Here is a 26,810-nt window from a genome sequence, read left to right on the forward strand (position 1 = left end):
TGTTCGCCCACGGGAGAAAAACAATGAAGCGGTTACTGATTTTACTTTTTGCCGGCCTTGTACTGGCCGGCTGCGCCACTTCTGGCGAAGACCCGTTGGCGCCAAAGACCGTCGACAGTGTCAACCTCAAGCGTTACCAGGGGACCTGGTACGAGCTGGCTCGTCTGCCCATGTATTTCCAGCGCAACTGTGCGCAATCCGAAGCCCGTTACACCCTGAAGCCTGACGGCAACGTACTGGTGTTTAACCGCTGCCTGACGTCGGACTGGCAATGGGAAGAGGTCAAGGGCACGGCGTATCCGCAGATACCGGGCAAGACCGACAAGCTATGGGTCGAATTCGACACCTGGTTCTCGCGTTTGCTGCCAGGTGTAGCGAAGGGGGAATACTGGGTGTTGTACGTCAGCGACGACTACAAGACCGCCATTGTCGGCGACCCGAGCCGCAAGTATCTGTGGCTGCTGTCACGCACCCCGACGGTCAATGGTCTCGTGCGTGAAGAACTGCTGAGCAAGGCGCGTCAGCAGGGTTACGACACCACGCGGCTGATCTGGCGCGCGTCGGACGCGCAGATGGCCAAGACCTCGAACTGACGTCTGGCAACAACCCATGTGGGAGCGAGCAAGCTCGCTCCTACAGGGGGTTTGGCATTAGCCCAAAAGATCGCGCAGGACCCGGGTGAACGCCCGATTGCTTTCTTCTTCGTCGGCATGACGCCCGTCACGCACAACCCACTGGCCATTGACCAGCACATCCCGTACCTGGCGATCGCCACCGGCAAACAACCACCGGTTCAATATCCCGTCACCGCTGGCCGTCGCCAGGTACGGATCATTGCCATCCAGCACCAGCCAATCGGCCCGCTTGCCAACTTCCAGTGCGCCGATCGGCTGCCCCAGCGCCTGAGCCCCACCATCCAGCGCAGCGTCATACAGCGTGCGGCCAACCATTGGCTGGTCCGCGCCATACAACCGGTTGCGCCGCTGATCACGCAGGCGCTGGCCGTATTCCAGCCAACGCAATTCTTCCACCACGCTGAGCGACACATGGCTGTCGGAGCCGATGCCCATGCGCCCGCCCTGGGCCAGGAAATCCACCGCCGGGAAAATCCCGTCGCCAAGGTTGGCTTCGGTGGTCAGGCACAGGCCGGCAATGGCGCGACTCCTGGCCATCAGCGTGACCTCTTCCGGGTTGGCGTGGGTGGCGTGGACCAGGCACCAGCGTTCATCGACTTCGGTATTTTCGTACAGCCATTGCAGCGGACGCCGGCCACTCCAGCCCAGGCAGTCATCGACTTCCTTCTGCTGTTCGGCGATATGAATGTGTACCGGGCATTGCTGGTCGCTGGCTGCCAGCACTTCGCTGATCTGCTGCGGTGTAACTGCCCGCAACGAGTGGAAACACAGACCCAGCGACTGCGCCGGTTGTTGCGCCAGGATGGGCTGCAAACGCGATTGCAGCTTGAGATAGTTTTCGGTGCTGTTGATAAAGCGCCGCTGGCCGTCGTTCGGGGCCTGGCCGCCGAAACCGGAATGGCTGTACAGCACGGGCAGCAGCGTCAGGCCGATGCCGGCGGAGCTAGCCGCCTGGCTGACGCGCAGGGCCAGTTCGGCCGGGTCTGCGTAAGGCTGGCCATTGCTGTCGTGATGCACGTAATGAAATTCCGCGACCGAGGTGTAACCGGCCTTGAGCATTTCGATGTACAGCTGACGGGCGATGACGCCGAGTTGATCGGGGCTGATTTTTCCGACGAGGCGATACATCAAATCGCGCCAGGTCCAGAAACTGTCGTTCGGATTGCCCGCCACTTCCGCCAGCCCGGCCATGGCCCGCTGGAAGGCGTGGGAGTGCAGATTGGGCATTCCCGGCAGCAGCGGACCGCTTAGCCGTTCGGCGCCATCTGCGTGAGAATCGGCCTGGATATGGGTCAGGATGCCCGCGGCACTGACCTCAAGACGTACATTGTTGGCCCATCCACTAGGCAGCAGCGCGCGTTCGGCAAAGAAGGCGGACATGGTTCAGCACCCCATCGTGTGTTATTTGTATATACATATACAGACGTTTGCCTGCCCGGTAAACTCCGGCAAGCTAGCAATCTCTATCAGATGAACAAGGATTAACCGTGCCGACTCCGCCAGCCACATTGCCGCCAAATGCCACTCTGAGCGCCAATCTGGGCGACAGTCCGGCGCCCTTGTACGCCCGCGTCAAGCAAATGATCACTCAGCAGATCGACAGTGGAAACTGGCCGCCGCACTACCGCGTTCCGTCGGAAAGCGAGCTGGTCAGCCAGCTGGGTTTCAGCCGCATGACCATCAATCGCGCCCTGCGCGAGATGACCGCCGACGGTCTGCTGGTGCGCATGCAAGGCGTCGGGACTTTCGTCGCCGAGCCGAAAAGCCAGTCCGCGCTGTTTGAAGTGCACAACATCGCCGACGAGATCGCCTCCCGCGGCCATCGCCACGCCTGCAAAGTGATCATCCTTGAAGAAGAGGCGGCCGGTTCCGAACGGGCCCTGGCGCTGGACATGCGTGAAGGCCAGAAGGTTTTCCACTCGCTGATCGTGCATTTCGAAAACGATATCCCGGTGCAAATCGAAGACCGTTTCGTCAATGCACTGGTGGCGCCGGACTACCTCAAGCAGGACTTCACCCTGCAAACGCCCTACGCCTATCTGAATCAGGTCGCGCCGCTGACCGAAGGCGAGCACGTGGTCGAGGCGATTCTGGCCGAGCCGTCCGAATGCAAATTGCTGCAGATTGAAAAAGGCGAGCCGTGCCTGCTGATTCGTCGCCGCACCTGGTCCGGCCGTCAGCCGGTGACGGCCGCCCGTTTGATCCACCCAGGTTCGCGCCATCGTCTGGAAGGGCGCTTTCATAAGTAAGGGGCAAAGATGAGTCAGTTGAAAGTCTTGCGCGCGGCCGATTACCCGCGCATGCCATGGAAAAACGGCGGCGGCAGCACTGAAGAAATTACCCGTGATGCAGGCGCCGGGCTGGATGGCTTCGGTTGGCGTCTTTCGATTGCCGATATCGGCGAGTCGGGCGGCTTCTCGACGTTCGCCGGGTATGAACGTGTGATCACCGTGCTGCAGGGCGAAGGCATGACCTTGTGCGTTGACGGTCAGGACACTCGGCCATTATTACCGCTGGACCCGTTTGCTTTCAGTGGCGAGAGTCAGGTGTCCTGCGCCCTGCTCGGCGGGCCGATCCGCGATTTCAACCTGATTTATGCACCGCAGCGTTACAGCGCGCGGTTGCAGTGGCTGGCGGCTGAGCAGCGGTTTTTCAGTTCGGCCGGGACTGTGCTGGTGTTCAGTGTTACCGAAGCGCTGGAAGTGAAGGTAAGTGACAGCGACGCTCAGTTGGGTCGCCATGATTGCCTGCAGCTCGACGGTAACGCGGGTTTGCTGGACGTCTCCGTGAACGGCCAATGCTGCGTGATTGAACTGACTGCACGCTGATCCACCACCCTGTCGCGGACAAACATGGCCCCCTGTAGGAGCGAGCTTGCTCGCGAAGAACCTGAACGCACCGCGGGGCATGTGGTTTTACGCGTTATCGTTCACGACCTTCGCGAGCAAGCTCGCTCCTACAGGGGGTGATCTTTGCCAGCGATGTCGTTTCCCTCCCCCAAATCCGTTTCTCACAGCGCACCAACTTGTTACCGAACGCCCCAGCGTGGCGCAAAACCATGCTCAAGTAACAGCCTTCACCCTCCCGCAAAAACTCCCCCGAAAAATTTCATCTTCGTCAGAGCCCTTGATCCAGGCCTCTTTCAGCCCTTTCAAAGCTTTTCTTGAATTCTCATCCAACAAGTTGGCCGCTTGATTGCATATGCTTGTATGTACAAGTAAAGACGTATGCGTATGAGTCGATCGAGACTCCCCGCAACGTCCACTGATTCGCTTGTGGCGCTTTGCGCACAGGCTGGCTTACCCACCGCCAGGGTTGGTTTGGATTGATCGCTGAGGAGTCTTTTTCGTGACTGAGAATAAAACTACAAAGTTTCGTGACGTTGAAATCCGCGCTGCCCGCGGTAACACGCTGACCGCCAAGAGCTGGCTGACTGAAGCGCCGCTGCGGATGTTGATGAACAACCTCGACCCGGAAGTTGCCGAAAACCCTAAGGAACTGGTGGTTTACGGTGGTATCGGTCGCGCGGCACGTAACTGGGAATGCTACGACAAGATCGTCGAAAGCCTGACCAACCTGAACGACGACGAGACCCTGCTGGTGCAATCCGGCAAGCCGGTCGGCGTGTTCAAGACCCACAGCAACGCCCCACGCGTGCTGATCGCCAACTCCAACCTGGTGCCACACTGGGCGAGCTGGGAGCACTTCAACGAACTCGACGCCAAAGGCCTGGCCATGTACGGCCAGATGACTGCCGGCAGCTGGATCTACATCGGCAGCCAAGGCATCGTCCAGGGCACCTACGAAACCTTCGTCGAAGCCGGTCGCCAGCACTACAACGATGACCTCAAAGGCCGTTGGGTCCTGACCGCAGGCCTCGGCGGCATGGGCGGCGCTCAACCTCTGGCCGCGACCCTGGCCGGTGCTTGCTCGCTGAACATCGAATGCCAGCAGGTCAGCATCGATTTCCGCCTGAACAGCCGTTACGTCGATGAACAAGCCACCGACCTCGACGACGCGCTGGCCCGCATCGCCAAATACACCAAGGAAGGCAAGGCGATTTCCATCGCGCTGCTGGGTAACGCGGCAGAAATCCTGCCTGAACTGGTCAAGCGCGGCGTGCGCCCGGACATGGTCACCGACCAGACCAGCGCCCACGACCCGCTCAACGGATATCTGCCGGCCGGCTGGACCTGGGAAGAGTACCGCGCTCGCGCCAAGACCGAGCCCGCCGCTGTCGTCAAAGCCGCCAAGCAATCGATGGCCGTGCACGTTAAAGCGATGCTCGAATTCCAGAAGATGGGCATTCCGACCTTCGACTACGGCAACAACATCCGTCAGATGGCCCAGGAAGAAGGCGTCGAGAACGCATTCGACTTCCCGGGTTTCGTACCCGCGTACATCCGTCCGCTGTTCTGCCGCGGCATCGGTCCATTCCGTTGGGCTGCACTGTCGGGCGATCCGCAAGACATCTACAAAACCGACGCCAAAGTAAAAGAACTGATCCCGGACGACGCCCACCTGCACAACTGGCTGGACATGGCCCGCGAGCGCATCAGCTTCCAGGGTCTGCCGGCACGTATCTGCTGGGTTGGCCTGGGTCTGCGCGCCAAGCTGGGTCTGGCTTTCAATGAAATGGTGCGCAGCGGTGAATTGTCCGCGCCAATCGTGATTGGTCGCGACCACCTGGACTCCGGCTCGGTCGCCAGCCCGAACCGCGAAACAGAATCCATGCAGGACGGTTCCGATGCCGTGTCCGACTGGCCACTGCTCAACGCTCTGCTCAATACCGCGAGCGGCGCTACCTGGGTTTCCCTGCACCACGGCGGCGGCGTCGGCATGGGCTTCTCCCAGCATTCGGGCATGGTAATTGTCTGCGACGGTACTGACGAAGCGGCCGAGCGTATCGCTCGCGTGCTGCACAACGACCCGGCGACCGGTGTCATGCGTCACGCCGATGCGGGTTATCAGATCGCGATCGACTGCGCCAAGGAACAGGGGCTGAACCTGCCGATGATTACCGGCAAATAAATCAGGCCTTGGCCTGATGCAAAACCTGTAGGAGCGAGGCTTGCCCGCGAAGGCGTCATTTCTGACACACCGCGGTTCGCGGGCAAGCCTCGCTCCTACAGGGATCACCAACACCGACAAACAATCCACAGAGGTTGAACAATGGCTGTTAATGACGATCGTGCAGGCAGTAAACCGTTGATCGAGAAACGCTCGATCGACTACATCCCGGAAGCGGAAAGACACGGTCGTCTGTTGAGCCAGTTCACTCTGTGGATGGGTGCCAACCTGCAAATCACCGCGATTGTCACCGGGGCCCTGGCCGTGGTGCTGGGCGGTGACGTGTTCTGGTCGTTGATCGGTCTGTTGATCGGGCAGCTGCTCGGCGGTGGCGTAATGGCGCTGCATGCGGCGCAAGGGCCCAAGCTTGGCCTGCCGCAGATGATCTCCAGCCGGGTGCAGTTCGGCGTGTATGGCGCGGCCATCCCGATCGTGCTGGTCTGTCTGATGTACCTCGGTTTCACTGCAACGGGCACCGTGCTTTCCGGCCAGGCTTTGGGCCAGTTGTTCGGCGTCAGCGACAGCGTCGGTATCCTCATCTTCGCCAGTGTCATCGTGCTGGTCACGGTGCTCGGTTATCGAGTGATCCACTTCATCGGCCGTGTCGCCAGCGTCATTGGTGTGATTGCCTTTGTTTACCTGTTCAGTCGTCTGATGAGCCAGACCGACGTTGGCGCACTGCTGCAAATCCGCCACTTCAGCTGGACCAGCTTTCTGCTGGCGGTGTCGCTCGCGGCGTCCTGGCAGATTGCCTTCGGCCCCTATGTGGCTGACTATTCACGCTACCTGCCGAGCAAGACGTCTTCGGTGAAGACCTTCTTCGCTGCAGGCGCGGGCTCGGTCATTGGCGCACAGGTGGCGATGATCCTCGGCGTGTTTGCCGCCGCCATGGCCAACGGGCAATTCGCCGGCCACGAAGTGGCCTACATCGTTGGATTGAGCGGCAGCGGTGCCACCGCTGCGCTGCTGTACTTCAGCATTGCGTTCGGCAAGGTCACCATCTCCACGCTGAACTCCTACGGCAGCTTCATGTGCATTGCGACCGTCATCAGCGGTTTCCGGGGTGACCTGCGGGTCTCACGCTTGCAGCGCCTGGTCTTCGTGCTGGCCATTGTCGGTACTGCGACCCTGATCGCGTTGCTCGGTCAGCACTCGTTCCTCGGTGCGTTCAAGTCCTTCATCCTGTTCTTGCTGGCGTTCTTCACGCCATGGAGCGCGATCAACCTGGTGGACTACTACTGCATCACTCGCGAGCGTTATGACGTGCCGGCACTGGCCGATCCGAAGGGTCGCTACGGCCGTTGGAACCCGCTCGGCATCAGCGTCTATGTCTTCGGTGTGCTGGTGCAACTGCCGTTCATCTCCACCAAGTTCTATACCGGTCCGCTGGTGGAGGCCCTGGGTGGTGTGGATATTTCCTGGATCATCGGTCTGGTGCTCCCCGCAGCCCTGTATTACGTGTGCGCGAAAAAATGGCACAGCGCAGTACCCGATCACCTGATCCTGCCGGTCGAGCAGGACAGCGATGTACAACCTGAAACAAGCGGGGCCCGTCGCGCTGCTGCGCAGGCCTGATTGGACGTGGACAGGGCTGGATGCCTCTTGACTGCCGTAAGCCAATTCATGATTAGGAGCGTCACACAATGAAATCGAACAAGACCCTGCTGACCACATTGCTTTCCATGGGCCTGCTCGCCAGTGCCGGCGCCACCCAGGCAGCCGGCTGGTGCGAGTCGGGCAAACCGGTGAAATTCGCCGGGCTGAACTGGGAAAGCGGCATGCTGCTGACCGACGTCATGCAGGTGGTGCTGGAGAAAGGCTACGACTGCAAGGTCGACAGCCTGCCTGGCAACTCCATCACCATGGAAAACGCCCTGAGCAGCAACGACATTCAAGTGTTCGCCGAAGAATGGGTCGGCCGCAGCGAAGTCTGGAACAAGGCCGAGAAGGCCGGCAAGGTGGTCGGTGTCGGCGCTCCGGTCGTTGGCGCCATCGAAGGCTGGTATGTGCCGCGTTACGTGATCGAAGGCGACGCCAAACGCAAGCTGGAGCCGAAAGCCCCGGACCTGAAGGCGATCGCCGACCTGGGCAAATACGCCAGCGTGTTCAAGGATCAGGAAGAGCCATCCAAGGGCCGTTTCTATAACTGCCCGGCCGGCTGGACCTGTGAGCTGGACAACAGCGAAATGCTCAAGAGTTACGGCCTGGAAAGCACTTACACCAACTTCCGCCCGGGCACCGGCCCGGCGCTGGATGCGGCCGTGCTGTCGAGCTACAAGCGTGGCGAGCCGATCCTGTTCTACTACTGGTCGCCCACCCCGCTGATGGGCCAGGTCGACCTGGTCAAGCTTGAAGAAAAGCCCGGCGTGGACAAGAGCGTGACCATCAAGGTCGGCCTGTCCAAGGTCTTCCACGAGCAAGCCCCGGAACTGGTGGCTGTGCTGGAAAAGGTCAACCTGCCAATCGACCTGCTCAACCAGAATCTCGGGCGCATGGCCAAGGAGCGGATCGAGTCACCAAAACTGGCGAAAATCTTCCTCAAGGAACATCCTGAAGTCTGGCATGCATGGGTGAGCGAAGACGCAGCCAAGAAGATCGACGCGGCCTTGTAGGTCGAGCTTTGGCGACTGCCGTCAGCGGCAGTCGGACGCTTGATCGCAACCCCTTGATTGAGAGCCTCTTATGTTTCCCGAAAGCTTTACCTTTTCCATCGCCGACTGGGTCAACAGTTGGGTCGATTCGCTGGTCACCAACTACGGCGATGTGTTCCGCAGCATCTCCGACACCCTGTTGTGGGCCATCGTCAATTTAGAAGGGCTGCTGCGTGCGGCGCCCTGGTGGCTGATGCTGGCGATCGTGGCGGGCGTTGCCTGGCACGCGACCCGCAAAGTCGTGACCACGTCCGTCATCGTCGGCCTGCTGTTCCTGGTGGGGGCCGTCGGCCTCTGGGACAAGCTGATGCAAACCCTGGCGCTGATGATGGTGGCGACGGTCATCTCGGTGCTGATCGGCATTCCACTGGGCATTCTCTCGGCGCGCAGCAATCGCCTGCGCTCGGTGCTGATGCCGCTGCTGGACATCATGCAGACCATGCCGAGCTTCGTGTACCTGATCCCGGTGCTGATGCTGTTCGGCCTGGGCAAGGTTCCGGCGATTTTCGCCACCGTGATCTACGCTGCGCCACCGCTGATCCGCCTGACCGATCTGGGCATTCGCCAGGTCGACGGTGAAGTGATGGAGGCGATCAACGCCTTCGGCGCCAACCGCTGGCAGCAACTGTTCGGCGTGCAACTGCCGTTGGCCCTGCCGAGCATCATGGCCGGGATCAACCAGACCACCATGATGGCCCTGTCGATGGTCGTGATTGCCTCGATGATCGGTGCCCGTGGCTTGGGTGAAGATGTGTTGGTGGGGATTCAGACCCTCAACGTCGGACGTGGTCTTGAAGCCGGTCTGGCGATCGTGATTCTGGCAGTGGTCATCGACCGCATTACTCAGGCGTATGGTCGGCCACGGCATGAGGTGAGCAAATGAACGACGCAACCGTGAGCAAGATCGAAGTCAAAAACGTCTTCAAGATTTTCGGCAACCGTGCCAAGGAAGCGCTGGCCATGGTGGGTCAGGGCAAGACCAAGGATCAGGTGCTGGCCGAAACCGGCTGCGTGGTCGGCGTGAACGATTTGTCCCTGAGCATCGGCAGCGGCGAGATCTTCGTGATCATGGGCCTGTCGGGTTCCGGCAAGTCCACCCTGGTGCGTCACTTCAACCGCTTGATCGACCCGACCAGCGGCGCAATCCTGGTGGACGGTGTGGACATCCTGCAATACGACATGGACGCCCTGCGCGAATTTCGCCGACGCAAGATCAGCATGGTGTTCCAGAGCTTCGGCCTGCTGCCGCACAAGACCGTACTGGATAACGTCGCCTACGGCCTGAAGGTGCGTGGCGAGAGCAAGCAGATGTGCGCCGAACGCGCGCTGCACTGGATCAATACCGTGGGCCTGAAAGGCTACGAAAAAAAATACCCGCATCAGTTGTCGGGCGGCATGCGCCAGCGTGTGGGCCTGGCCCGGGCCTTGGCGGCGGACACCGACATCATCCTGATGGACGAGGCGTTCAGCGCCCTCGATCCGCTGATCCGCGCGGAGATGCAGGACCAGTTGCTGGAGCTGCAAAAGACGTTGCACAAGACCATCGTGTTCATTACTCACGACCTTGATGAGGCTGTGCGGATTGGTAACCGCATTGCGATCCTCAAGGACGGGCGGCTGATTCAGGTGGGTACGCCTAGAGAGATCCTGCATTCGCCGGCGGATGAGTATGTCGACCGGTTTGTACAGCGTCGGGCTGCGGTGGTTTAAAGGTTTGCGGCGGCTGTTCGGACGCCTTCGCGGGCAAGCCTCGCTCCTACAGGTTTTGTGTCGTTCCTGCATTGGACGGCAAACCTGAATCCTGTAGGAGCGAGGCTTGCCCGCGAAGAGGCCGGCAAAGCTGCATCAATATTCTGGTAAGAGGTCAATGATGTCCCAGGCTGAAAAAATCGTTATCGCCGACGCCCCCTTGCGTTGGCAGGATGTGGTCGCCGTAGCCCGCCATGGTGCACAGCTCGAGCTGTCGCCCCAGACCTGGGCGCGGATCGAGAATGCGCAGGCGATCGTCCAGCGCATCGTCGCCAGCGGCGAGCGCGCCTATGGGGTCAATACCGGCCTCGGCGCGCTGTGCAACGTCTCGCTCAAGGATGAACAACTCAGCCAGCTGTCGTGCAACACCTTACTCAGTCACGCCTGTGGTGTTGGCGCTCCATTGGCCGACGAACAGACCCGCGCGATCATGTGCGCCGCGATCCGCAATTACTCCCATGGTAAATCCGGCATTCACCGTCGAGTGGTCGAGGCTCTGCTGGCGCTGCTTAACCACGGCATCACCCCGCAAGTGCCGTCCCAGGGCTCGGTCGGTTACCTGACCCACATGGCCCACATCGGTATTGCACTGCTGGGTGTCGGCAATGTGAGCTATCGCGGGCAGATCATTGGCGCGCAGCAGGCACTGGCCGAAGAAGGTCTGCAACCGGTTCAGCTCGGCGCCAAGGACGGTTTGTGCCTGGTCAACGGCACGCCGTGCATGACCGGCCTCAGCTGCCTGGCAATTGCCGATGCCACGCGCCTGGTGCAGTGGGCCGACGTGATCGGGGCGATGAGCTTCGAAGCCCAGCGCGGTCAGATCGCAGCGTTCGATGCCGAAATCATCGCGCTCAAACCGCATCCGGGCATGCAACAGGTCGGGATCAACCTGCGCGCCTTGCTCGATGGCAGTGAAGTGATCGCCAGCAGCAAAGGCATTCGCACGCAGGATGCGTTGAGCATCCGTTCGATCCCGCAAGTCCACGGCGCTGCACGGGATCAGCTGGCGCACGGGATTCAACAGATCGAAACCGAACTCAACGCTGTCACTGACAACCCGATGTTGCTCGGCACCCCGGACAATTTCCGCATCGTGTCCCAGGCCAACCCGCACGGTCAGTCAGTGGCCATGGCTGCCGACCTGCTGGCCATCGCCATGGCAGAAATCGGCTCCATCGCCGAGCGGCGCCTGGACCGTTTGATCAACCCGCACGTCAGCGGTCTGCCAGCGTTTCTGGTGGCCAACCCGGGGGTGAACTCCGGGATGATGATAGTCCAGTACGTCGCTGCCTCGCTGTGCGCGGAAAACCGTCAGTTGGCGCAACCGGCGGTGCTCGACAACTACGTCACCTCGGGCCTGCAGGAAGACCACCTGAGCATGGGCACCAACGCGGCGCTGAAGCTGCATCGCGCCCTGGAAAACTGCACGCAGATTCTTGCCATCGAGTACTTGCTGGCCGCCCAGGCCTTTGAGTTCTTGAAAGAACAACGCTTTGGCGCCGGCACCGATGTGGCATGGCGTCTGCTGCGCGAGCGGGTTCCGGCCTACGACCAGGACCGCTGGCTGGCGCCGGATATCGCCGCCGCCGCCGGGGTGTTGAAAGATTCGAATCTACTGCACAAGGCCTTACCGAACCTTAACTGATTTCTACATCAAACCAGCGTGCCAAGGCGCCAGCCCTCCTACAAGGAGGGAAGCGACGGACAACGGACATCTCCGGAGCGTCTGGTTAGTTCATAAAACTCTCAAAAGGAGAATAAAAGTGACTGCGCTAAACCTGATTCCCGGCCAACTGAGCCTTGCCCAACTGCGTGATATCTATCAACAGCCGGTCAAAATCACCCTCGACGACTGCGCCTCGGCCCAGATCGAAGCCAGCGTCGCGTGCGTGGAGCAGATCCTGGCCGAAAACCGTACCGCCTACGGGATCAACACCGGTTTCGGCCTGCTGGCGTCGACCCGCATCGCCAGCGAAGACCTGGAAAACCTCCAGCGCTCGCTGGTGCTGTCCCACGCCGCCGGTGTCGGCGAGCCAATCAGCGACGCCCTGGTGCGCCTGGTCATGGTGCTCAAGGTCAACAGCCTGAGCCGAGGTTTCTCCGGCATTCGCCGCGTAGTGATCGACGCGTTGATCGCGCTGATCAACGCCGAGGTTTACCCGCACATTCCATTGAAAGGTTCGGTCGGTGCGTCCGGCGACCTGGCGCCGCTGGCCCACATGTCGCTGGTGCTGTTGGGCGAAGGCAAGGCGCGCTACAAGGGCGAATGGCTGGAGGCGACCGAAGCACTGCACGTCGCCGGCCTCAAGCCGCTGACACTGGCTGCCAAAGAAGGTCTGGCGCTGCTCAACGGTACTCAGGTGTCCACCGCTTACGCGCTGCGTGGCCTGTTCGAAGGTGAAGACCTGTTCGCCGGTGCCGTGGCGCTGGGTGCCATGACCGTTGAAGCGGTATTGGGCTCGCGCTCGCCGTTCGACGCGCGCATCCACGCCGCTCGCGGCCAGAAAGGCCAGATTGACGCCGCTGCCGCTTACCGCGATTTGCTGGGCGAGCGCAGTGAAGTCTCCGATTCGCACCAGAACTGCGACAAGGTCCAGGACCCGTATTCCCTGCGCTGCCAGCCGCAAGTCATGGGCGCCTGCCTGACCCAGTTCCGTCAGGCTGCCGAAGTGCTTGCCATCGAGGCGAACGCAGTCTCCGATAACCCGCTGGTGTTCGCCGCTGAGGGCGATGTGATCTCCGGCGGTAACTTCCACGCCGAGCCGGTGGCCATGGCCGCCGACAACATGGCCCTGGCCATCGCTGAAATCGGCTCTCTGAGCGAGCGCCGCATCTCGCTGATGATGGACAAGCACATGTCGCAACTGCCGCCGTTTTTGGTGGCCAATGGCGGGGTGAACTCCGGTTTCATGATCGCCCAGGTGACGGCGGCGGCACTGGCCAGTGAAAACAAGGCGCTGTCCCATCCGCATTCGGTGGACAGCCTGCCGACGTCGGCGAACCAGGAAGACCATGTGTCCATGGCCCCGGCGGCAGGCAAGCGTCTGTGGGAAATGGCGGAGAACACGCGTGGGGTGCTGGCGGTGGAATGGTTGGCGGCGTGTCAGGGGCTGGATTTGCGTGAAGGGTTGAAGACTTCGCCGAAGCTGGAAAAGGCTCGGGCGATTCTGCGTGCTGAAGTGCCGTTTTATGAGAAGGACCGGTTCTTTGCGCCGGACATTAATGCGGCGACTGAATTGTTGGCCACGCGCTGCCTGAATGAGCTGGTCACGGCGAAGTTTTTGCCTAGCCTTTAAGGGCCTCATCGCGGGCAAGCCCGCTCCCACAGGGATCTGCTGTGAACACAGAATTGCAGACATCCCCGGTTACTGTGGGAGCTGGCTTGCCAGCGAATCGATTTTGAACAAGACGAGGAACTCGGGATGAAAACTCTCTGGCAACACTGCCACGTCGCAACCATGGCGCAAGGCGTCTACTCGATCATCGAGGACGCGGCCATCGTGACGTCCGGTGCGCACATTGAGTGGATCGGCCCACGCGCTGAACTGCCGTCGGCTGAATACCCGGCCGTCAACGATTTGAACGGGGCCTGGGTGACGCCGGGCCTGATCGACTGCCACACCCACACGGTGTTCGGCGGTAACCGCAGTGGTGAATTCGAACAGCGGCTGCAAGGCGTCAGCTATTCGGAGATCGCGGCAGCCGGCGGCGGCATCGCCAGCACCGTACGTGCCACTCGCGCGGCAAGCGAGGACGAACTGTTCGCCAGCGCCGCCAAGCGTCTGAAAAGCCTGATCCGCGACGGCGTGACCACGGTCGAGATGAAGTCCGGCTACGGTCTGGACCTGGCCAGCGAGCGCAAGATTCTGCGGGTGATCCGCCGTCTCGGCGCCGAACTGCCGGTCAGCGTGCGCAGCACCTGCCTGGCCGCCCACGCCTTGCCACCGGAGTACAAGGATCGCGCCGACGACTACATCGATCACATCTGCGCTGAAATGCTGCCGGCCCTGGCCGCAGAAGGGCTGGTGGATGCGGTGGATGCGTTCTGCGAATACCTGGCGTTCTCGCCGGCGCAGGTCGAGCGCGTGTTCGTCACCGCACAGGCGCTGGGCCTGCCGGTGAAGCTGCATGCCGAGCAACTGTCGTCCCTGCACGGTTCGAGTCTGGCAGCGCGTTACCATGCACTGTCGGCCGATCACCTGGAGTTCATGACCGAAGACGACGCCATCGCCATGGCCGAGTCCGGCACCGTCGCGGTGTTGCTGCCCGGTGCGTTCTACTTCCTGCGGGAAACCCAACTGCCGCCGATGGACGCCCTGCGCAAGCACGGGGTGAAAATCGCCATCGCCAGCGACCTCAACCCCGGCACTTCGCCGGCGCTGTCGTTGCGCTTGATGCTGAACATGGCCTGCACCTGTTTTCGCATGACCCCGGAAGAAGCCCTGGCGGGCGCGACGATTCATGCCGCCACCGCGTTGGGCATGGCTCAAACCCATGGTTCGCTGGAAGCCGGCAAGGTCGCGGACTTCGTCGCCTGGCAAATCGATCGTCCCGCCGACCTGGCGTACTGGCTGGGCGGCGACCTGGAAAAACGCGTCGTGCGTCACGGCGTCGAAACACGCATTCAGGAGAACAGTCGTGGATAAGGTTCTGAACTTCAAACAAGGCCGAGTACCGCTGCTGATCAGCATGCCACACGCCGGTCTGCGCCTGACACCGACAGTCGACGCCGGGTTGATCCCCGACGCGAAAAGCCTGCCGGACACCGATTGGCACATCCCGAGGCTTTACGACTTTGCCGCAGAGCTGGGTGCCAGCACCCTTGCGGCCGAGTACTCGCGGTTTGTCATCGACCTGAATCGGCCATCCGATGACAAGCCTTTGTATGCCGGCGCCACCACCGGGCTGTACCCGGCGACGCTGTTCGATGGCATTCCATTGTTCCGGGAGGGCATGGCGCCGTCGGCGGCCGAACGCGCGACTTATCTTGAACAGATCTGGACGCCGTACCACACCACCTTGCAGCGCGAGCTGGCGCGATTAAAAGACGAATTCGGCTACGCGCTGCTGTTCGATGCGCACTCGATCCGCTCGATCATCCCGCATCTGTTCGACGGCAAACTGCCGGACTTCAACCTTGGCACCTTCAACGGCGCCAGTTGCGATCCGCAGTTGGCCACCGGGCTGGAAGCGATCTGCGCGCGTCACGGCGATTACAGCCATGTGCTGAACGGTCGCTTCAAGGGCGGCCACATCACCCGGCACTATGGCAATCCAGCCGAGAACATTCATGCGGTGCAACTGGAGCTGAGCCAATGCACGTACATGGAAGAGTTCGAACCGTTCCGCTATCGCCCGGACCTGGCGGAGCCGACCCAGGTTGTGCTCAAGGAATTGTTGCAAGGGTTGTTGGCCTGGGGTCAAAAGCACTACGGATAACAGGGTCCGACGCAATCGCCGGCCCCTGTAGGAGCAGCCGGTCGACGCTCGATTGCTCGCGAAAAACCTGAGGGCGCCGCGCGCTGTCTGGCTCGTCGCGTTATCGTTGACGACCATCGCGAGCAATCGAGCGTCGACCGGCTGCTCCTACAGGGGATCGTGCTCTAACGTAATTCGGGTTTATGATGCCGGACGGCAGAATAATAGAAGTCCCCCCAGGGATGACCTCGACCCCTTACGGAGCGCGCAATGCAGACTTTGTACCCGCAGATCAAACCCCACGCCCGGCACGATCTGGCCGTCGATGCAACTCACACGTTGTATGTCGACGAAAGCGGTTCACCGGAAGGATTGCCGGTAGTGTTCATTCACGGCGGCCCAGGCGCAGGGTGTGATGCCCAGAGCCGCCGGTATTTTGATCCGAATCTGTACCGCATTGTGACTTTCGACCAGCGCGGTTGTGGTCGCTCCACCCCCCACGCCAGCCTGGAAAACAACACGACCTGGGACCTGGTCGCCGACCTCGAGCGCATCCGCAAGCACCTGGGGATCGACAAGTGGGTATTGTTCGGCGGCTCCTGGGGTTCGACCCTGGCGCTGGCTTACGCGCAAACCCACCCCGAGCGTGTACACGGCCTGATTCTGCGCGGGATTTTTCTCTGCCGTCCGCAGGAAATCGAGTGGTTCTACCAGGCGGGTGCCAGCCGACTGTTTCCCGACTACTGGCAAGACTACATCGCGCCGATCCCGCTGGATGAGCGCGACGATCTGCTCACGGCTTTCCACAAGCGCCTGGTCGGCAACGACCAGATCGCCCAGATGCACGCGGCCAAGGCCTGGTCCACGTGGGAAGGCCGGACGGCGACCTTGCGGCCGAACCCGCTGGTGGTCGACCGTTTTTCCGAGCCTCAGCGCGCGTTGTCCATCGCTCGCATCGAATGTCATTATTTCACTAACAACGCATTCCTGGAGCCGAACCAGCTGATCCGCGACATGGGCAAGATCGCCCATCTGCCCGGGGTTATCGTTCATGGTCGCTATGATGTGATCTGCCCGTTGGATAACGCCTGGGAACTGCATCAGAATTGGCCGAACAGTGAACTGCAGGTGATCCGCGACGCTGGCCATGCCGCTTCCGAGCCGGGCATTACCGATGCGCTGGTGCGTGCCGCCGATCTGATGGCCCGACGCCTGCTCGATCTGGCGCCCGACGAAGCATGAAGGCTCTGCTGCAGCGCGTGCGAGGTGCGCGAGTCGAGGTAGCGGGGGAGGTGGTTGGTGCAGTGGACCAGGGTTTGCTGGTGCTGGTGGCCGTCGAGCCAGAGGATACTCGAGCCAGTGCCGACAAACTTCTGCATAAGCTGCTTAACTATCGAGTGTTCAGCGATGCCGAGGGCAAGATGAATCTGTCCTTGGCAGATGTCGACGGCGGGTTGCTGCTGGTCTCTCAGTTCACCCTGGCCGCCGATACCCGAAGCGGGCTGCGTCCGGGTTTTTCGACCGCGGCGCCCCCAGCCTTGGGAGAGGAACTTTTCGGCTATCTTTTAGACAAGGCGAAACAGGTGCATGGCACTGTGGCATCAGGTAGATTCGGCGCGGATATGCAGGTGCACCTGGTCAACGATGGCCCGGTCACCTTCCTGTTACAGACCTGAAAGCGCTTGAAACATGTGTTTTAAGCTCTTTTCGGCTGAAAACAAGGGGTTTTCGCGAGAAATACTGGGCTGCCCCTGATGTGTTGTAACGCGGCATGCTAGATAATCGCGCGTTACGGGGATCAGCATTCGTTGGCCCATTTTGACTTAGGTAGAGACTTGTCCGGGACCTGTTGGGGAATCATTTAGCCCCAGAGGAGTCGGAACAATGCTCGCCAACTTGGCAAGAGTGATTCGCAGGGTCGGTTTTTTCACCGCACACCGTGCTGACACTTTAACTGGCCGTTGGTTTTTTGATCTGTTTTCGGCGAGGGTTGCTCGTGATTGTTAGTCCCTGTAATGCAACAATATTGTCTGCCAAACGGTTACGAAGCGCTCTGGTAGCGGGCTCTGCACTGCTCTGCCTGCTCAGCGCCGGCCAGCTTTGGGCATTCAATCTGGATGATGTATCGGTCAAGGCAAAAGAGCTGGCCGGGCAGAAATACCAGGCTCCGCGCAGTAATCTGCCGAACGAATTCCGCGAAATGAAATTCGCGGACTATCAGAAAATTCGTTTCCTCACCGAGAAAGCCGAGTGGGCCGATCAGAAAACCCCGTTCAAGCTGTCGTTCTATCACCAGGGCATGCATTTCGATACTCCGGTGAAAATCAACGAAATCACGGCAAACACCGTCGAAGAGATCAAATACGACCCGGCGCGGTTTGATTTTGGCGACGTAAAATTCGATCCGAAAGCCACCGAGCAACTGGGTTACGCCGGTTTCCGGGTGCTGTACCCGATCAACAAGGCCGACAAGCAAGACGAAATCATGACCATGCTTGGCGCGAGTTACTTCCGCGTGGTCGGCAAGGGGCACACCTATGGCTTGTCCGCTCGCGGCATGGCCATCGATACCGCTTTGCCATCCGGGGAAGAGTTCCCGCGGTTCACCGAGTTCTGGATTCAACAGCCAAGACCGGGCGACAAGCACCTGGTGATCTTCGCCCTGCTGGATTCGCCGCGCGCCACCGGTGCGTATCGCCTGACCCTGCGTCCGGGCAGCGATACCGTGGTCGACGTCAAGGCCAAAATGTTCCTGCGTGAAAATGTCACCAAGCTTGGCGTTGCGCCTTTGACCAGCATGTTCCTGTTCGGCGCCAACCAGCCGTCGAAAGTGCTCAACTACCGTCGCGAGCTGCATGATTCCAGCGGCCTGTCGATCCATGCCGGCAACGGCGAGTGGATCTGGCGCCCGTTGAACAACCCGAAACACCTGGCTGTCAGCAACTTCTCCATCGAGAACCCGCGCGGTTTCGGTCTGCTGCAACGTGGCCGTGACTTCAGCCATTATGAAGACCTCGACGACCGCTACGACAAGCGCCCAAGTGCCTGGATCGAACCGAAAGGCGATTGGGGCAAGGGTTCTGTAGACCTGGTCGAGATTCCGACCGCCGACGAAACCAACGACAACATCGTGGCGTTCTGGAGCCCGGAAAAGCTGCCTGAACCTGGCCAGCCGCTCGACGTCGCCTACCGCATGCACTGGACCATCGACGAAGCCGCCCTTCATGCGCCGGACAGCGCCTGGGTACAACAGACCCTGCGTTCCACCGGTGACGTGAAACAGTCCAACCTGATCCGTCAGCCGGATGGCAGCGTTGCCTATCTGGTGGACTTCGAAGGCCCGTCGCTGTTGGCATTGCCTGCAGATACGGAAGTTCGCAGCCAGGTCAGCGTTGGCGAGAATGCCGAGCTGGTCGAGAACAGCGTGCGCTACAACCCTGAAACCAAGGGCTGGCGCCTGACGCTGCGCATGAAGATCAAGGACCCGAGCAAGGCCACGGAAATGCGTGCCGCGCTGGTCAAGAACATCGTGACCGCCGACCTGGCCAAGGCTGTACCGGCCTCCAACTCTTCCGTTGCCAAGGCCGACAAGGTCGCCGCCAGGCAGCAGGAGAAGCTGGACAAGGAAGCCAAGGACGCCAAGCAAGCTGAAGCCAAACAGGCCGAAGCCAAGCCTGTCGCGGATTCCAAGGATAAGGACAACAAAAACGCCCAGCAGCCTGCAGCTGCCGACGCGGTCCCAGCCACACCGGAATCGGCGCCGACTGAAGAAGTCCTGACCGAGACCTGGAGCTATCAGTTGCCTGCCGATGAGTAATTCTCAAGTACAGCCAGAGACGCTTGCGGAGTATCTGGCGCATCTACCGATGACTGACGAGCAGCGCGCGGAACTCGCGGGCTGCCAGTCCTTCAGCGAATTGCACGAACGCTTGTCGTCTTCGACGTTCGACGCACCGACCGAGGCTGCGCAAGCCTCGGTGGGTCGTCGCCTGACCCTGAACACCGCCGAAGAACTGGCGGACGCCGAAATGCTGGCGCTCGACGCCAGCGGCCGGGTCTGCCTGCGGGCGACCCCGCCGATTCGTCGGACCAAAGTCGTGCCGGAGCCGTGGCGTACCAACATTCTGGTGCGTGGCTGGCGTCGCCTGACCGGCCGCACCAACCCGCCAAAGCCGCCGAAAGACGAAAACGTGCTGCCGGCGGCTCGCTGGCGCACTGTCGGTTCGATCCGGCGCTACATTCTGTTGGTACTGATGCTGGGTCAGACCATCGTCGCCGGCTGGTACATGAAAGGCATCATGCCGTACCAGGGCTGGTCGTTCGTCGACCTCGATGAAGTCTTGCACCAGCCGTTCCTGCAAACGGTCACGCAAGTGCTGCCGTATGCGTTGCAAACCAGCATCCTGATACTGTTCGGGATTCTGTTCTGCTGGGTGTCGGCCGGTTTCTGGACGGCATTGATGGGCTTCCTCGAGTTGCTCACCGGCCATGACAAATACCGGATTTCCGGGAAAAGCGCCGGTAACGAACCAATTCCCAAGGACGCACGCACCGCACTGGTGATGCCGATCTGCAACGAGGACGTGCCTCGGGTGTTCGCCGGTTTGCGAGCGACCTTCGAGTCGGTCGCTGCCACGGGTAGCCTTGATCGATTCGACTTCTTCGTGCTCAGCGACAGTAACGATGCCGACATCTGCGTCGCCGAGCAACAGGCCTGGCTGGATGTCTGTCGTGAAGCCGAGGGCTTTGGCAAGATTTTCTATCGCCGCCGTCGCCGCCGTGTGAAACGTAAAAGCGGCAACCTCGACGACTTCTGCCGTCGCTGGGGAGGTGACTACAAATATATGGTCGTGCTCGACGCCGACTCGGTGATGAGTGGCGAATGCCTGACCAGTCTGGTGCGCTTGATGGAAGCCACGCCGGACGCCGGGATCATCCAGACCGCGCCGCGTGCGTCGGGCATGGATACACTCTATGCGCGCATGCAGCAGTTCGCGACCCGGGTATACGGTCCATTGTTCACCGCCGGTCTGCACTTCTGGCAGTTGGGCGAATCCCATTACTGGGGTCACAACGCGATCATCCGCATGAAGCCGTTCATCGAGCACTGCGCCCTGGCGCCATTGCCCGGTAAAGGCGCGTTCGCCGGGGCGATTCTGTCGCACGACTTCGTCGAAGCCGCGCTGATGCGCCGTGCCGGTTGGGGTGTATGGATCGCCTACGACTTGCCGGGCAGCTACGAAGAACTGCCGCCGAACCTGCTGGACGAACTCAAGCGTGACCGTCGCTGGTGCCACGGCAACCTGATGAACTTCCGGCTGTTCCTGGTCAAGGGTATGCACCCGGTGCACCGGGCGGTGTTCCTGACTGGCGTGATGTCGTACTTGTCGGCGCCGTTGTGGTTCTTCTTCCTTGTATTATCGACGGCGCTGCTGGCGGTCAATACGCTGATGGAGCCGCAGTACTTCCTCGAACCACGCCAGCTTTATCCGCTGTGGCCGCAATGGCACCCGGAAAAAGCGATTGCGCTGTTTTCGACGACCGTCGTGCTGCTGTTCCTGCCGAAGTTGCTGAGCATCATCCTGATCTGGGCCAAGGGCGCGAAAGAGTTCGGTGGCAAGTTCAAGGTGACGTTGTCGATGCTGCTGGAGATGCTGTTCTCCATGCTGCTGGCGCCGGTGCGGATGATCTTCCACACCCGTTTCGTGCTTGCCGCGTTCCTCGGCTGGGCCGCGACCTGGAACTCGCCGCAACGTGACGATGACTCCACGCCCTGGAGCGAGGCAGTCAAACGCCATGGTCCGCAAACCTTGCTGGGCTTCTTCTGGGCGTTGTTGGTGATCTGGCTGAACCCGAGCTTCCTCTGGTGGCTGGTGCCGATCGTCGGTTCGTTGATGCTGTCGATCCCGGTGTCGGTGATCTCCAGTCGTGTCGGCCTGGGCCTCAAGTCCCGTGACGAAAGCCTGTTCCTGATCCCTGAGGAATACAATCCGCCACAGGCGTTGCTGGCCACCGACCAGTACACCCACGAGAACCGTTGGCATGCGCTGAACGACGGCTTTGTCCGGGCAGTGGTCGATCCGCAGCAGAACGCCTTGGCGTGCTCGCTGGCGACTTCGCGCCACCTTCAGGCCGAGCCGATCGAATGGCTGCGGATCGAGCGGGTTCGCCATGCCATGAAAGTCGGACCCGCCGGGCTGAGCAACAAAGAGCGATTGGAGTTGCTGAGTGATCCGGTGGCCCTGGGTCGCTTGCACGAGCAGATCTGGGATGAAAGTCACCCGGAATGGCTGCAAGCCTGGCGTCAATCGGTGAAAGCCGATCCCCATGCGCCATTGCTGCCGCTCAAGCCGCTGAGCGTGCAACCTCAGTTGGCATAAATGAAAAGCCCCGCGAAAGCGGGGTTTTTTTTTGCTGATCAAAATCCTGTGTAAACCCTTGTGCAAACGCCCGAGTGCGTTAGCATCCGTCCCCGAATTGGTGCGCCCGGACAACGTTCTGTCCTTATTTGCCGGTTTCCCGAAGGAAATCCCGGTTTGCGCGCTTCATAAACGCAATGGTTTTGGGGACTTGATGATGAAGAAGTATCTCTCGATGCTGCTGGTCGGCGTCACGGCACTGGTGGCAGTCAGCGCGGCGCAGGCCGGTGCCATCGACGACGCGGTCAAGCGCGGCACACTGAAAGTCGGCATGGACCCGACCTACATGCCGTTCGAAATGACCAACAAACGCGGTGAGATCATCGGCTTCGAAGTCGACCTTCTCAAAGCCATGACCAAAGCCATGGGCGTCAAGCTGGAGCTGGTCTCCACTGGCTACGACGGCATCATCCCGGCGTTGCTCACCGACAAGTTCGACATGATCGGCAGCGGCATGACCCTGACCCAGGAGCGCAACCTGCGCCTGAACTTCAGCGACCCCTTCATCGTGGTCGGCCAGACCCTGCTGATCCGCAAGGAACTGGAAGGCACCATCAAGTCGTACAAAGACCTGAACACCGCCGAATACCGCATCACCTCCAAGCTCGGCACCACCGGCGAGATGGTTGCCCGCAAGCTGATCTCCAAAGCCCAATACCACGGGTACGACAACGAGCAGGAAGCCGTGCTCGACGTGGTCAACGGCAAGGCCGACGCCTTCATCTACGACGCGCCCTACAACGTTGTCGCGGTCAACAAGGTCGGCAACGGCAAGCTGGTGTTCCTCGACAAGCCGTTCACCTACGAGCCGCTGGCTTTCGGTCTGAAGAAGGGTGACTACGACAGCATCAACTTCATCAACAACTTCCTGCACCAGATCCATGAAGACGGCACTTACGATCGTATTCATGACAAGTGGTTCAAAGACACCGCTTGGCTCAAGGACATGGAATAAGGCTTGGTCAGTTAGACCGAGTCGCCCCTGTTCGCGAGCAAGCCTCGCTCCTACAGGAGCGAGGCTTGCCCGCGAAGACGGCCTCCCTGGCGACACAGAATTCGGAACCTTCAGAGCAAAATGAAACATAAAAAAGCCCAATGGCCCTGGCACGTTCTAACCGTGCTGGTGCTCATCGGCCTGGCCGGCGCCTTGTACTACGCCACTTCGCTGATGTCCTACGAATGGCGCTGGAACCGCATACCGCAATACTTCGCCTACCACGCCGAAGAATCCCAGCGCGCCGCCGACATTTCCACTGTCAGCGAGCTTGTGCGCAAGGGCGACAAGGCTGAAGTCACCCTGCGCAACGATGCCGGCGACGAGCAACGCCTGATCGTCGACGATAACAGCCTGCAAGTCGCCCGGGGCGATGACGTGGCTGAAGGCGATGTCATTGGTGTCACCCGCCATTGGGCCGCAGGGCCACTGATGTGGGGCCTGTGGACCACCTTGTGGCTGTCCGTGGTGTCCGGCGTGCTCGGTCTCCTGATCGGCCTTGCCACCGGCCTGTGCCGACTGTCGAACAACCCGACCCTGCGCGACCTCTCGACCATTTACGTCGAGCTGGTGCGCGGCACACCGCTGCTGGTGCAGATCTTCATTTTCTACTTCTTCATCGGCACCGTGATGAACCTGTCCCGGGAATTCGCCGGGATCGCCGCACTGTCGTTGTTCACCGGCGCCTACGTGGCAGAGATCATCCGTTCCGGCGTGCAGTCGATCGCCCGCGGCCAAAACGAAGCGGCGCGCTCCCTGGGCCTGAGCGCTGGCCAGTCGATGCGTCATGTGGTGCTGCCGCAAGCCTTCAAGCGGGTATTGCCACCGCTGGCCGGGCAATTCATCAGTCTGGTCAAGGACACCTCGCTGGTGTCGGTGATCGCGATTACCGAGCTGCTCAAAAGCGGTCGCGAAGTCATCACCACCTCGTTCTCGCCGTTCGAAATTCTGTTCTGCGTGGCCGGGCTATACCTGTTGATCAACCTGCCGCTGTCGAAAATCGCCAGCCGGCTAGAGCGGAGGCTCGCGCAAAGTGATTGAAGTCCGCGATCTGGTAAAAGTCTTCGACACCCGCGGCCAGGTGGTTCGCGCGGTGGATAACGTCACCACCCAAGTGGCCAAGGGTGAAGTGCTGGTGGTGATCGGCCCCTCCGGTTCCGGCAAGTCGACCTTCCTGCGCTGCCTCAACGGCCTGGAAGAGTTCGACTCGGGGTCGGTCAGCATCGACGGTCTGCAGCTGGCCGACCCGAAAACCGACGTCAACGCCTACCGCCGCGAAGTCGGCATGGTGTTCCAGCACTTCAATCTGTTCCCGCACATGACCGTGCTGGAAAACCTCTGCCTGGCCCAGAAGGTCGTGCGCAAGCGCGGCAAGAAAGAGCGGGAGGCCAAGGCGTTGGCGTTGCTGGAAAAGGTGGGTATCGCGCAGAAGGCCAACGAGTTTCCGTCGCGCCTGTCCGGTGGTCAGCAGCAGCGGGTGGCAATCGCTCGTGCGCTGGCGATGGAACCGAAGGTCATGCTGTTCGATGAACCAACCTCTGCGCTCGATCCAGAGATGGTCGGTGAAGTGCTGGACGTGATGAAAACCCTGGCGCTGGAAGGCATGACCATGGTCTGCGTGACCCACGAAATGGGCTTTGCGCGGGAAGTGGCGGATCGGGTGTTGTTCTTCGATCACGGGAAACTGCTGGAAGATGCCTCGCCGGCGGAGTTTTTCGATGCGCCGAAGGATCCTCGGGCGCAGGCCTTTTTGCGGCAGGTTCTCTAAGATTCAGCGCCCTCCCGGCCGCCATCGCGGGCAAGCCCGCTCCCACAGGATCTGTTTACGACATAAATCCCTGTGGGAGCGGGCTCGCCCGCGATGGCATCACCTCGGTTTTGGCTGAACCGAGGTCACCGCATCACCTCAAACCCTGAACCGTCCCACCAGCATCTGCAGATGCGTCCCCAACCGTGCCAGCTCTACGCTGGAGGCCGCGGTTTCCTCACTCGCAGCCGAAGTCTGCTCGGACACATCGCGCACGTTCAGCACGCTACGATTGATCTCTTCAGCCACCGCGCTTTGCTGCTCGGCGGCAGCGGCGATCTGCTGGTTCATCGACTGGATCGCCGACACGGTGCGGGTGATGTTGCTCAGCGAACCACCGGCACGGCGGGTCAGTTCAACGCTGCTGTCAGTCAGGCTGCGACTGTTGTCCATGATGGTTGCCACTTGCTGGGTACCGGCCTGCAAACCGATGATCAACTCTTCGATTTCTTCGGTGGACTTCTGGGTGCGCAGGGCGAGGCTGCGGACTTCGTCGGCGACGACCGCAAAACCGCGCCCGGCCTCACCGGCACGGGCGGCTTCAATCGCGGCGTTCAGGGCCAGCAGGTTGGTTTGCTGGGCCACGGATTTGATCACGTCGAGCACGCTGCCGATCTTGTCGCTTTCGCGCTTGAGATGACCCATGGCCTCGGTTGAGTGACCCACTTCGAGGGCCAGGCGTTCGATCTGGGCGATGGCTTCGCCGACCACTTTGTCACCCTCGCGGGCCTGCTGGTCGGCCGCGACGGCGGCTTCGGAGGCCTCTTCAGCGTTGCGTGCGACCTCCTGCACCGTGGCGGTCATTTCGTTCATGGCAGTCGCAACCTGGTCGGTCTCGACCTTCTGGCTATTGACCCCGGCGCTGGTCTGCTCGGTGACGGCGGATAGCTCTTCAGCAGCGCTGGCGATTTGCGTCACCCCATCGCTGATGCCGCCGATCAGTTCGCGCAGGCCTTGGGTCATGCTCTGGATGGCACGTTGCAGCTGGCCGAGTTCGTCCTGGCGCCGGGAGGTGAGGTTGTGAGTCAGGTCGCCTGCGGCGATGCGTTCGGCGACTCTGAGTGTCTGGTTGAGAGGAACCACGATCTGACGGGTAATGACCCAAGCCGCGAGCACGCCAAAAGCCAGGGCCAGCAGGGCCGCCAGCAACAGCATGTTTTTGGCGTGCGCGGCATCGGTGTCACGTACCACGGTCTGCGACGCCGTCAGCTTTTTACTCAGGTCGATCAGGAGATTGCCTTGTGCCGCCATGTGTTTCAGGGCAGTGGCGTTCGCCACCTGCGAGTCACGGAACTGGCCGACGGCGGCCCGATAACCTTTCAGCGATTCGGTGGCTTGTTGCAGATTGGCGAGGTGCTGTTCCGGCACCTTGGACGGCAGGTTCGCCAGGTTTTGCAGGGCCTTTTCGATAGCATCCAATGCCGGTTGTTCAGCTTCGGCCTTGCCGCTGTAGGTGTAGCCGCGAACCTGATAACGGGCTTGCTGGAGCAGTTTGCTCAGCTCGATCACGTTGCTGTAGTCGGCGACGCTTTCACCTTGCAGCAGGGATTTTTCCACTTCGCCGACCTGGGCCACGGCGTTGTCGGCGGTCGCTCCGAGCTTGCTGCGGGCGTCTTCGCGAGTGGCGGTGGCCTGGGTCATGTCGGCAAAGGCACGCTTGTACTCGGCGACGGCAGCCAGTTGCTGGTCGACCATGGCGGCGTCGGCGGGTTGTTCGATCAGCGTACGCGCGGTCTTCAAGCCGGTTTCGAGCTGACCCAGCAGGTCATTGACCGCCCCCGGGCCCTGTTCGCCGCGACGCATGTCGTAGTCCAGGCGGGCAATGCGCAGGTCTTTGGTCAGCTCATTGAGGCTGGAAATGAACCCGAGTTTGTCGCCACGGTTTGTCACCTCGTTCAGGCCGGTCCAGCCGGTGAAGGTGGTGAGCAAGGTCAGCAGGAGCACAAGACCGAAGCCGACACCCAGTTTGCGATTGACGCTGACGTTCCCCAGTTTCTCGGCTAGCCATTGGTACATGCTGCAACTCCCTTGAACCAAACGATGGTTTTATGAGAGCTGTATCGGCAG

Annotated in this window: 21 protein-coding genes; 19 read left to right on the forward strand and 2 right to left on the reverse strand. The window is 60.8% G+C overall.

Features of this window, described 5'->3' with window-relative positions; genetic code table 11:
* Window positions 1-23: 23 nt before the first annotated feature.
* Window positions 24-593 carry a lipocalin family protein gene (locus PMA3_RS01245; RefSeq protein ID WP_064675464.1) on the forward strand — a complete coding sequence of 190 codons (570 nt, stop codon included), beginning with the start codon at window positions 24-26 and terminating at the stop codon, window positions 591-593.
* Window positions 594-650: 57 nt separating this feature from the next.
* Here the strand turns inward: PMA3_RS01245 and PMA3_RS01250 are convergent, their stop codons facing one another.
* A complete protein-coding gene (locus PMA3_RS01250; RefSeq protein ID WP_064675465.1) occupies window positions 651-2,015 on the reverse strand; it encodes a formimidoylglutamate deiminase in 1,365 nt (454 codons plus the stop codon).
* A 200-nt stretch (window positions 2,016-2,215) separates the two neighbouring features.
* Here PMA3_RS01250 and hutC point away from each other — a divergent pair, with 200 nt between their 5' ends.
* The 18 genes from hutC (at window position 2,216) to PMA3_RS01340 (ending at window position 24,704) form a co-directional block, all read left to right on the forward strand.
* On the forward strand, window positions 2,216-2,884 hold the full coding sequence (gene hutC / locus PMA3_RS01255; RefSeq protein ID WP_237140722.1) for a histidine utilization repressor: 669 nt from the start codon (window positions 2,216-2,218) through the stop codon (window positions 2,882-2,884).
* A 9-nt stretch (window positions 2,885-2,893) separates the two neighbouring features.
* On the forward strand, window positions 2,894-3,463 hold the full coding sequence (locus PMA3_RS01260) for a HutD/Ves family protein (RefSeq protein ID WP_064675467.1): 570 nt from the start codon (window positions 2,894-2,896) through the stop codon (window positions 3,461-3,463).
* A 520-nt stretch (window positions 3,464-3,983) separates the two neighbouring features.
* Window positions 3,984-5,666: a urocanate hydratase gene (gene hutU / locus PMA3_RS01265; protein ID WP_064675468.1), complete on the forward strand. Its 1,683-nt coding sequence runs from the start codon at window positions 3,984-3,986 to the stop codon at window positions 5,664-5,666.
* Between the two features lie 141 nt (window positions 5,667-5,807).
* Complete coding sequence (locus PMA3_RS01270; RefSeq protein ID WP_064675469.1) at window positions 5,808-7,280, forward strand: purine-cytosine permease family protein; 1,473 nt, start codon at window positions 5,808-5,810, stop codon at window positions 7,278-7,280.
* Between the two features lie 68 nt (window positions 7,281-7,348).
* Window positions 7,349-8,317, forward strand: a complete 969-nt coding sequence (locus PMA3_RS01275) for an ABC transporter substrate-binding protein (protein ID WP_064675470.1) — start codon at window positions 7,349-7,351, stop codon at window positions 8,315-8,317.
* A gap of 70 nt (window positions 8,318-8,387) precedes the next feature.
* Window positions 8,388-9,239, forward strand: coding sequence for an ABC transporter permease (locus PMA3_RS01280; RefSeq protein WP_030129253.1), 852 nt, complete (start codon window positions 8,388-8,390; stop codon window positions 9,237-9,239).
* Window positions 9,236-10,066, forward strand: coding sequence for a quaternary amine ABC transporter ATP-binding protein (locus tag PMA3_RS01285; RefSeq protein WP_064675471.1), 831 nt, complete (start codon window positions 9,236-9,238; stop codon window positions 10,064-10,066). Before PMA3_RS01280 ends, PMA3_RS01285 begins: the two co-directional genes overlap by 4 nt.
* Before the next feature lie 160 nt (window positions 10,067-10,226).
* The gene (gene hutH, locus PMA3_RS01290) at window positions 10,227-11,750 is read left to right on the forward strand and encodes a histidine ammonia-lyase (protein WP_064675472.1); all 1,524 of its coding nucleotides are present in this window, start codon (window positions 10,227-10,229) and stop codon (window positions 11,748-11,750) included.
* A 118-nt stretch (window positions 11,751-11,868) separates the two neighbouring features.
* Window positions 11,869-13,401: a histidine ammonia-lyase gene (gene hutH / locus PMA3_RS01295; protein ID WP_064675473.1), complete on the forward strand. Its 1,533-nt coding sequence runs from the start codon at window positions 11,869-11,871 to the stop codon at window positions 13,399-13,401.
* 126 nt (window positions 13,402-13,527) lie between these two features.
* Complete coding sequence (gene hutI, locus PMA3_RS01300; RefSeq protein WP_064675474.1) at window positions 13,528-14,751, forward strand: imidazolonepropionase; 1,224 nt, start codon at window positions 13,528-13,530, stop codon at window positions 14,749-14,751.
* The gene (hutG, locus tag PMA3_RS01305; protein WP_064675475.1) at window positions 14,744-15,544 is read left to right on the forward strand and encodes an N-formylglutamate deformylase; all 801 of its coding nucleotides are present in this window, start codon (window positions 14,744-14,746) and stop codon (window positions 15,542-15,544) included. Before hutI ends, hutG begins: the two co-directional genes overlap by 8 nt.
* A 249-nt stretch (window positions 15,545-15,793) precedes the next feature.
* Window positions 15,794-16,765, forward strand: coding sequence for a prolyl aminopeptidase (pip, locus tag PMA3_RS01310; RefSeq protein ID WP_064675476.1), 972 nt, complete (start codon window positions 15,794-15,796; stop codon window positions 16,763-16,765).
* Window positions 16,762-17,199 carry a D-aminoacyl-tRNA deacylase gene (dtd, locus tag PMA3_RS01315; protein ID WP_064675477.1) on the forward strand — a complete coding sequence of 146 codons (438 nt, stop codon included), beginning with the start codon at window positions 16,762-16,764 and terminating at the stop codon, window positions 17,197-17,199. Before pip ends, dtd begins: the two co-directional genes overlap by 4 nt.
* Window positions 17,200-17,519: 320 nt before the next feature.
* On the forward strand, window positions 17,520-19,340 hold the full coding sequence (locus tag PMA3_RS01320; RefSeq protein WP_064675478.1) for a glucan biosynthesis protein: 1,821 nt from the start codon (window positions 17,520-17,522) through the stop codon (window positions 19,338-19,340).
* On the forward strand, window positions 19,333-21,903 hold the full coding sequence (gene mdoH / locus PMA3_RS01325) for a glucans biosynthesis glucosyltransferase MdoH (RefSeq protein WP_064675479.1): 2,571 nt from the start codon (window positions 19,333-19,335) through the stop codon (window positions 21,901-21,903). Before PMA3_RS01320 ends, mdoH begins: the two co-directional genes overlap by 8 nt.
* A gap of 196 nt (window positions 21,904-22,099) precedes the next feature.
* On the forward strand, window positions 22,100-22,897 hold the full coding sequence (locus PMA3_RS01330) for a transporter substrate-binding domain-containing protein (RefSeq protein WP_064680597.1): 798 nt from the start codon (window positions 22,100-22,102) through the stop codon (window positions 22,895-22,897).
* A 120-nt stretch (window positions 22,898-23,017) separates the two neighbouring features.
* The gene (locus PMA3_RS01335) at window positions 23,018-23,977 is read left to right on the forward strand and encodes an amino acid ABC transporter permease (protein ID WP_064675480.1); all 960 of its coding nucleotides are present in this window, start codon (window positions 23,018-23,020) and stop codon (window positions 23,975-23,977) included.
* The gene (locus PMA3_RS01340) at window positions 23,970-24,704 is read left to right on the forward strand and encodes an amino acid ABC transporter ATP-binding protein (protein ID WP_064675481.1); all 735 of its coding nucleotides are present in this window, start codon (window positions 23,970-23,972) and stop codon (window positions 24,702-24,704) included. Before PMA3_RS01335 ends, PMA3_RS01340 begins: the two co-directional genes overlap by 8 nt.
* A gap of 138 nt (window positions 24,705-24,842) precedes the next feature.
* Here PMA3_RS01340 and PMA3_RS01345 read toward each other — a convergent pair whose 3' ends face one another.
* Window positions 24,843-26,759, reverse strand: a complete 1,917-nt coding sequence (locus PMA3_RS01345; protein WP_064675482.1) for a methyl-accepting chemotaxis protein — start codon at window positions 26,757-26,759, stop codon at window positions 24,843-24,845.
* Window positions 26,760-26,810 lie beyond the last annotated feature (51 nt).

The sequence above is a fragment of the Pseudomonas silesiensis genome (assembly GCF_001661075.1).
GTDB classification, from domain to species: domain Bacteria; phylum Pseudomonadota; class Gammaproteobacteria; order Pseudomonadales; family Pseudomonadaceae; genus Aquipseudomonas; species Aquipseudomonas silesiensis.

What these genes read in the sequence shown, in the direction of transcription:
- PMA3_RS01260 (WP_064675467.1), top strand. Translation starts at nt 2,894, where the DNA reads ATGAGTCAGTTGAAAGTCTTGCGCGCGGCCGATTACCCGCGCATGCCA.
- hutC (WP_237140722.1), top strand. Translation starts at nt 2,216, where the DNA reads ATGATCACTCAGCAGATCGACAGTGGAAACTGGCCGCCGCACTACCGC.
- PMA3_RS01285 (WP_064675471.1), top strand. Translation starts at nt 9,236, where the DNA reads ATGAACGACGCAACCGTGAGCAAGATCGAAGTCAAAAACGTCTTCAAG.
- PMA3_RS01335 (WP_064675480.1), top strand. Translation starts at nt 23,018, where the DNA reads ATGAAACATAAAAAAGCCCAATGGCCCTGGCACGTTCTAACCGTGCTG.
- PMA3_RS01345 (WP_064675482.1), bottom strand. Translation starts at nt 26,759, where the DNA reads ATGTACCAATGGCTAGCCGAGAAACTGGGGAACGTCAGCGTCAATCGC.
- dtd (WP_064675477.1), top strand. Translation starts at nt 16,762, where the DNA reads ATGAAGGCTCTGCTGCAGCGCGTGCGAGGTGCGCGAGTCGAGGTAGCG.
- PMA3_RS01275 (WP_064675470.1), top strand. Translation starts at nt 7,349, where the DNA reads ATGAAATCGAACAAGACCCTGCTGACCACATTGCTTTCCATGGGCCTG.
- PMA3_RS01280 (WP_030129253.1), top strand. Translation starts at nt 8,388, where the DNA reads ATGTTTCCCGAAAGCTTTACCTTTTCCATCGCCGACTGGGTCAACAGT.
- PMA3_RS01250 (WP_064675465.1), bottom strand. Translation starts at nt 2,015, where the DNA reads ATGTCCGCCTTCTTTGCCGAACGCGCGCTGCTGCCTAGTGGATGGGCC.
- PMA3_RS01330 (WP_064680597.1), top strand. Translation starts at nt 22,100, where the DNA reads ATGAAGAAGTATCTCTCGATGCTGCTGGTCGGCGTCACGGCACTGGTG.
- mdoH (WP_064675479.1), top strand. Translation starts at nt 19,333, where the DNA reads ATGAGTAATTCTCAAGTACAGCCAGAGACGCTTGCGGAGTATCTGGCG.
- PMA3_RS01270 (WP_064675469.1), top strand. Translation starts at nt 5,808, where the DNA reads ATGGCTGTTAATGACGATCGTGCAGGCAGTAAACCGTTGATCGAGAAA.
- hutH (WP_064675472.1), top strand. Translation starts at nt 10,227, where the DNA reads ATGTCCCAGGCTGAAAAAATCGTTATCGCCGACGCCCCCTTGCGTTGG.
- hutI (WP_064675474.1), top strand. Translation starts at nt 13,528, where the DNA reads ATGAAAACTCTCTGGCAACACTGCCACGTCGCAACCATGGCGCAAGGC.
- PMA3_RS01245 (WP_064675464.1), top strand. Translation starts at nt 24, where the DNA reads ATGAAGCGGTTACTGATTTTACTTTTTGCCGGCCTTGTACTGGCCGGC.
- pip (WP_064675476.1), top strand. Translation starts at nt 15,794, where the DNA reads ATGCAGACTTTGTACCCGCAGATCAAACCCCACGCCCGGCACGATCTG.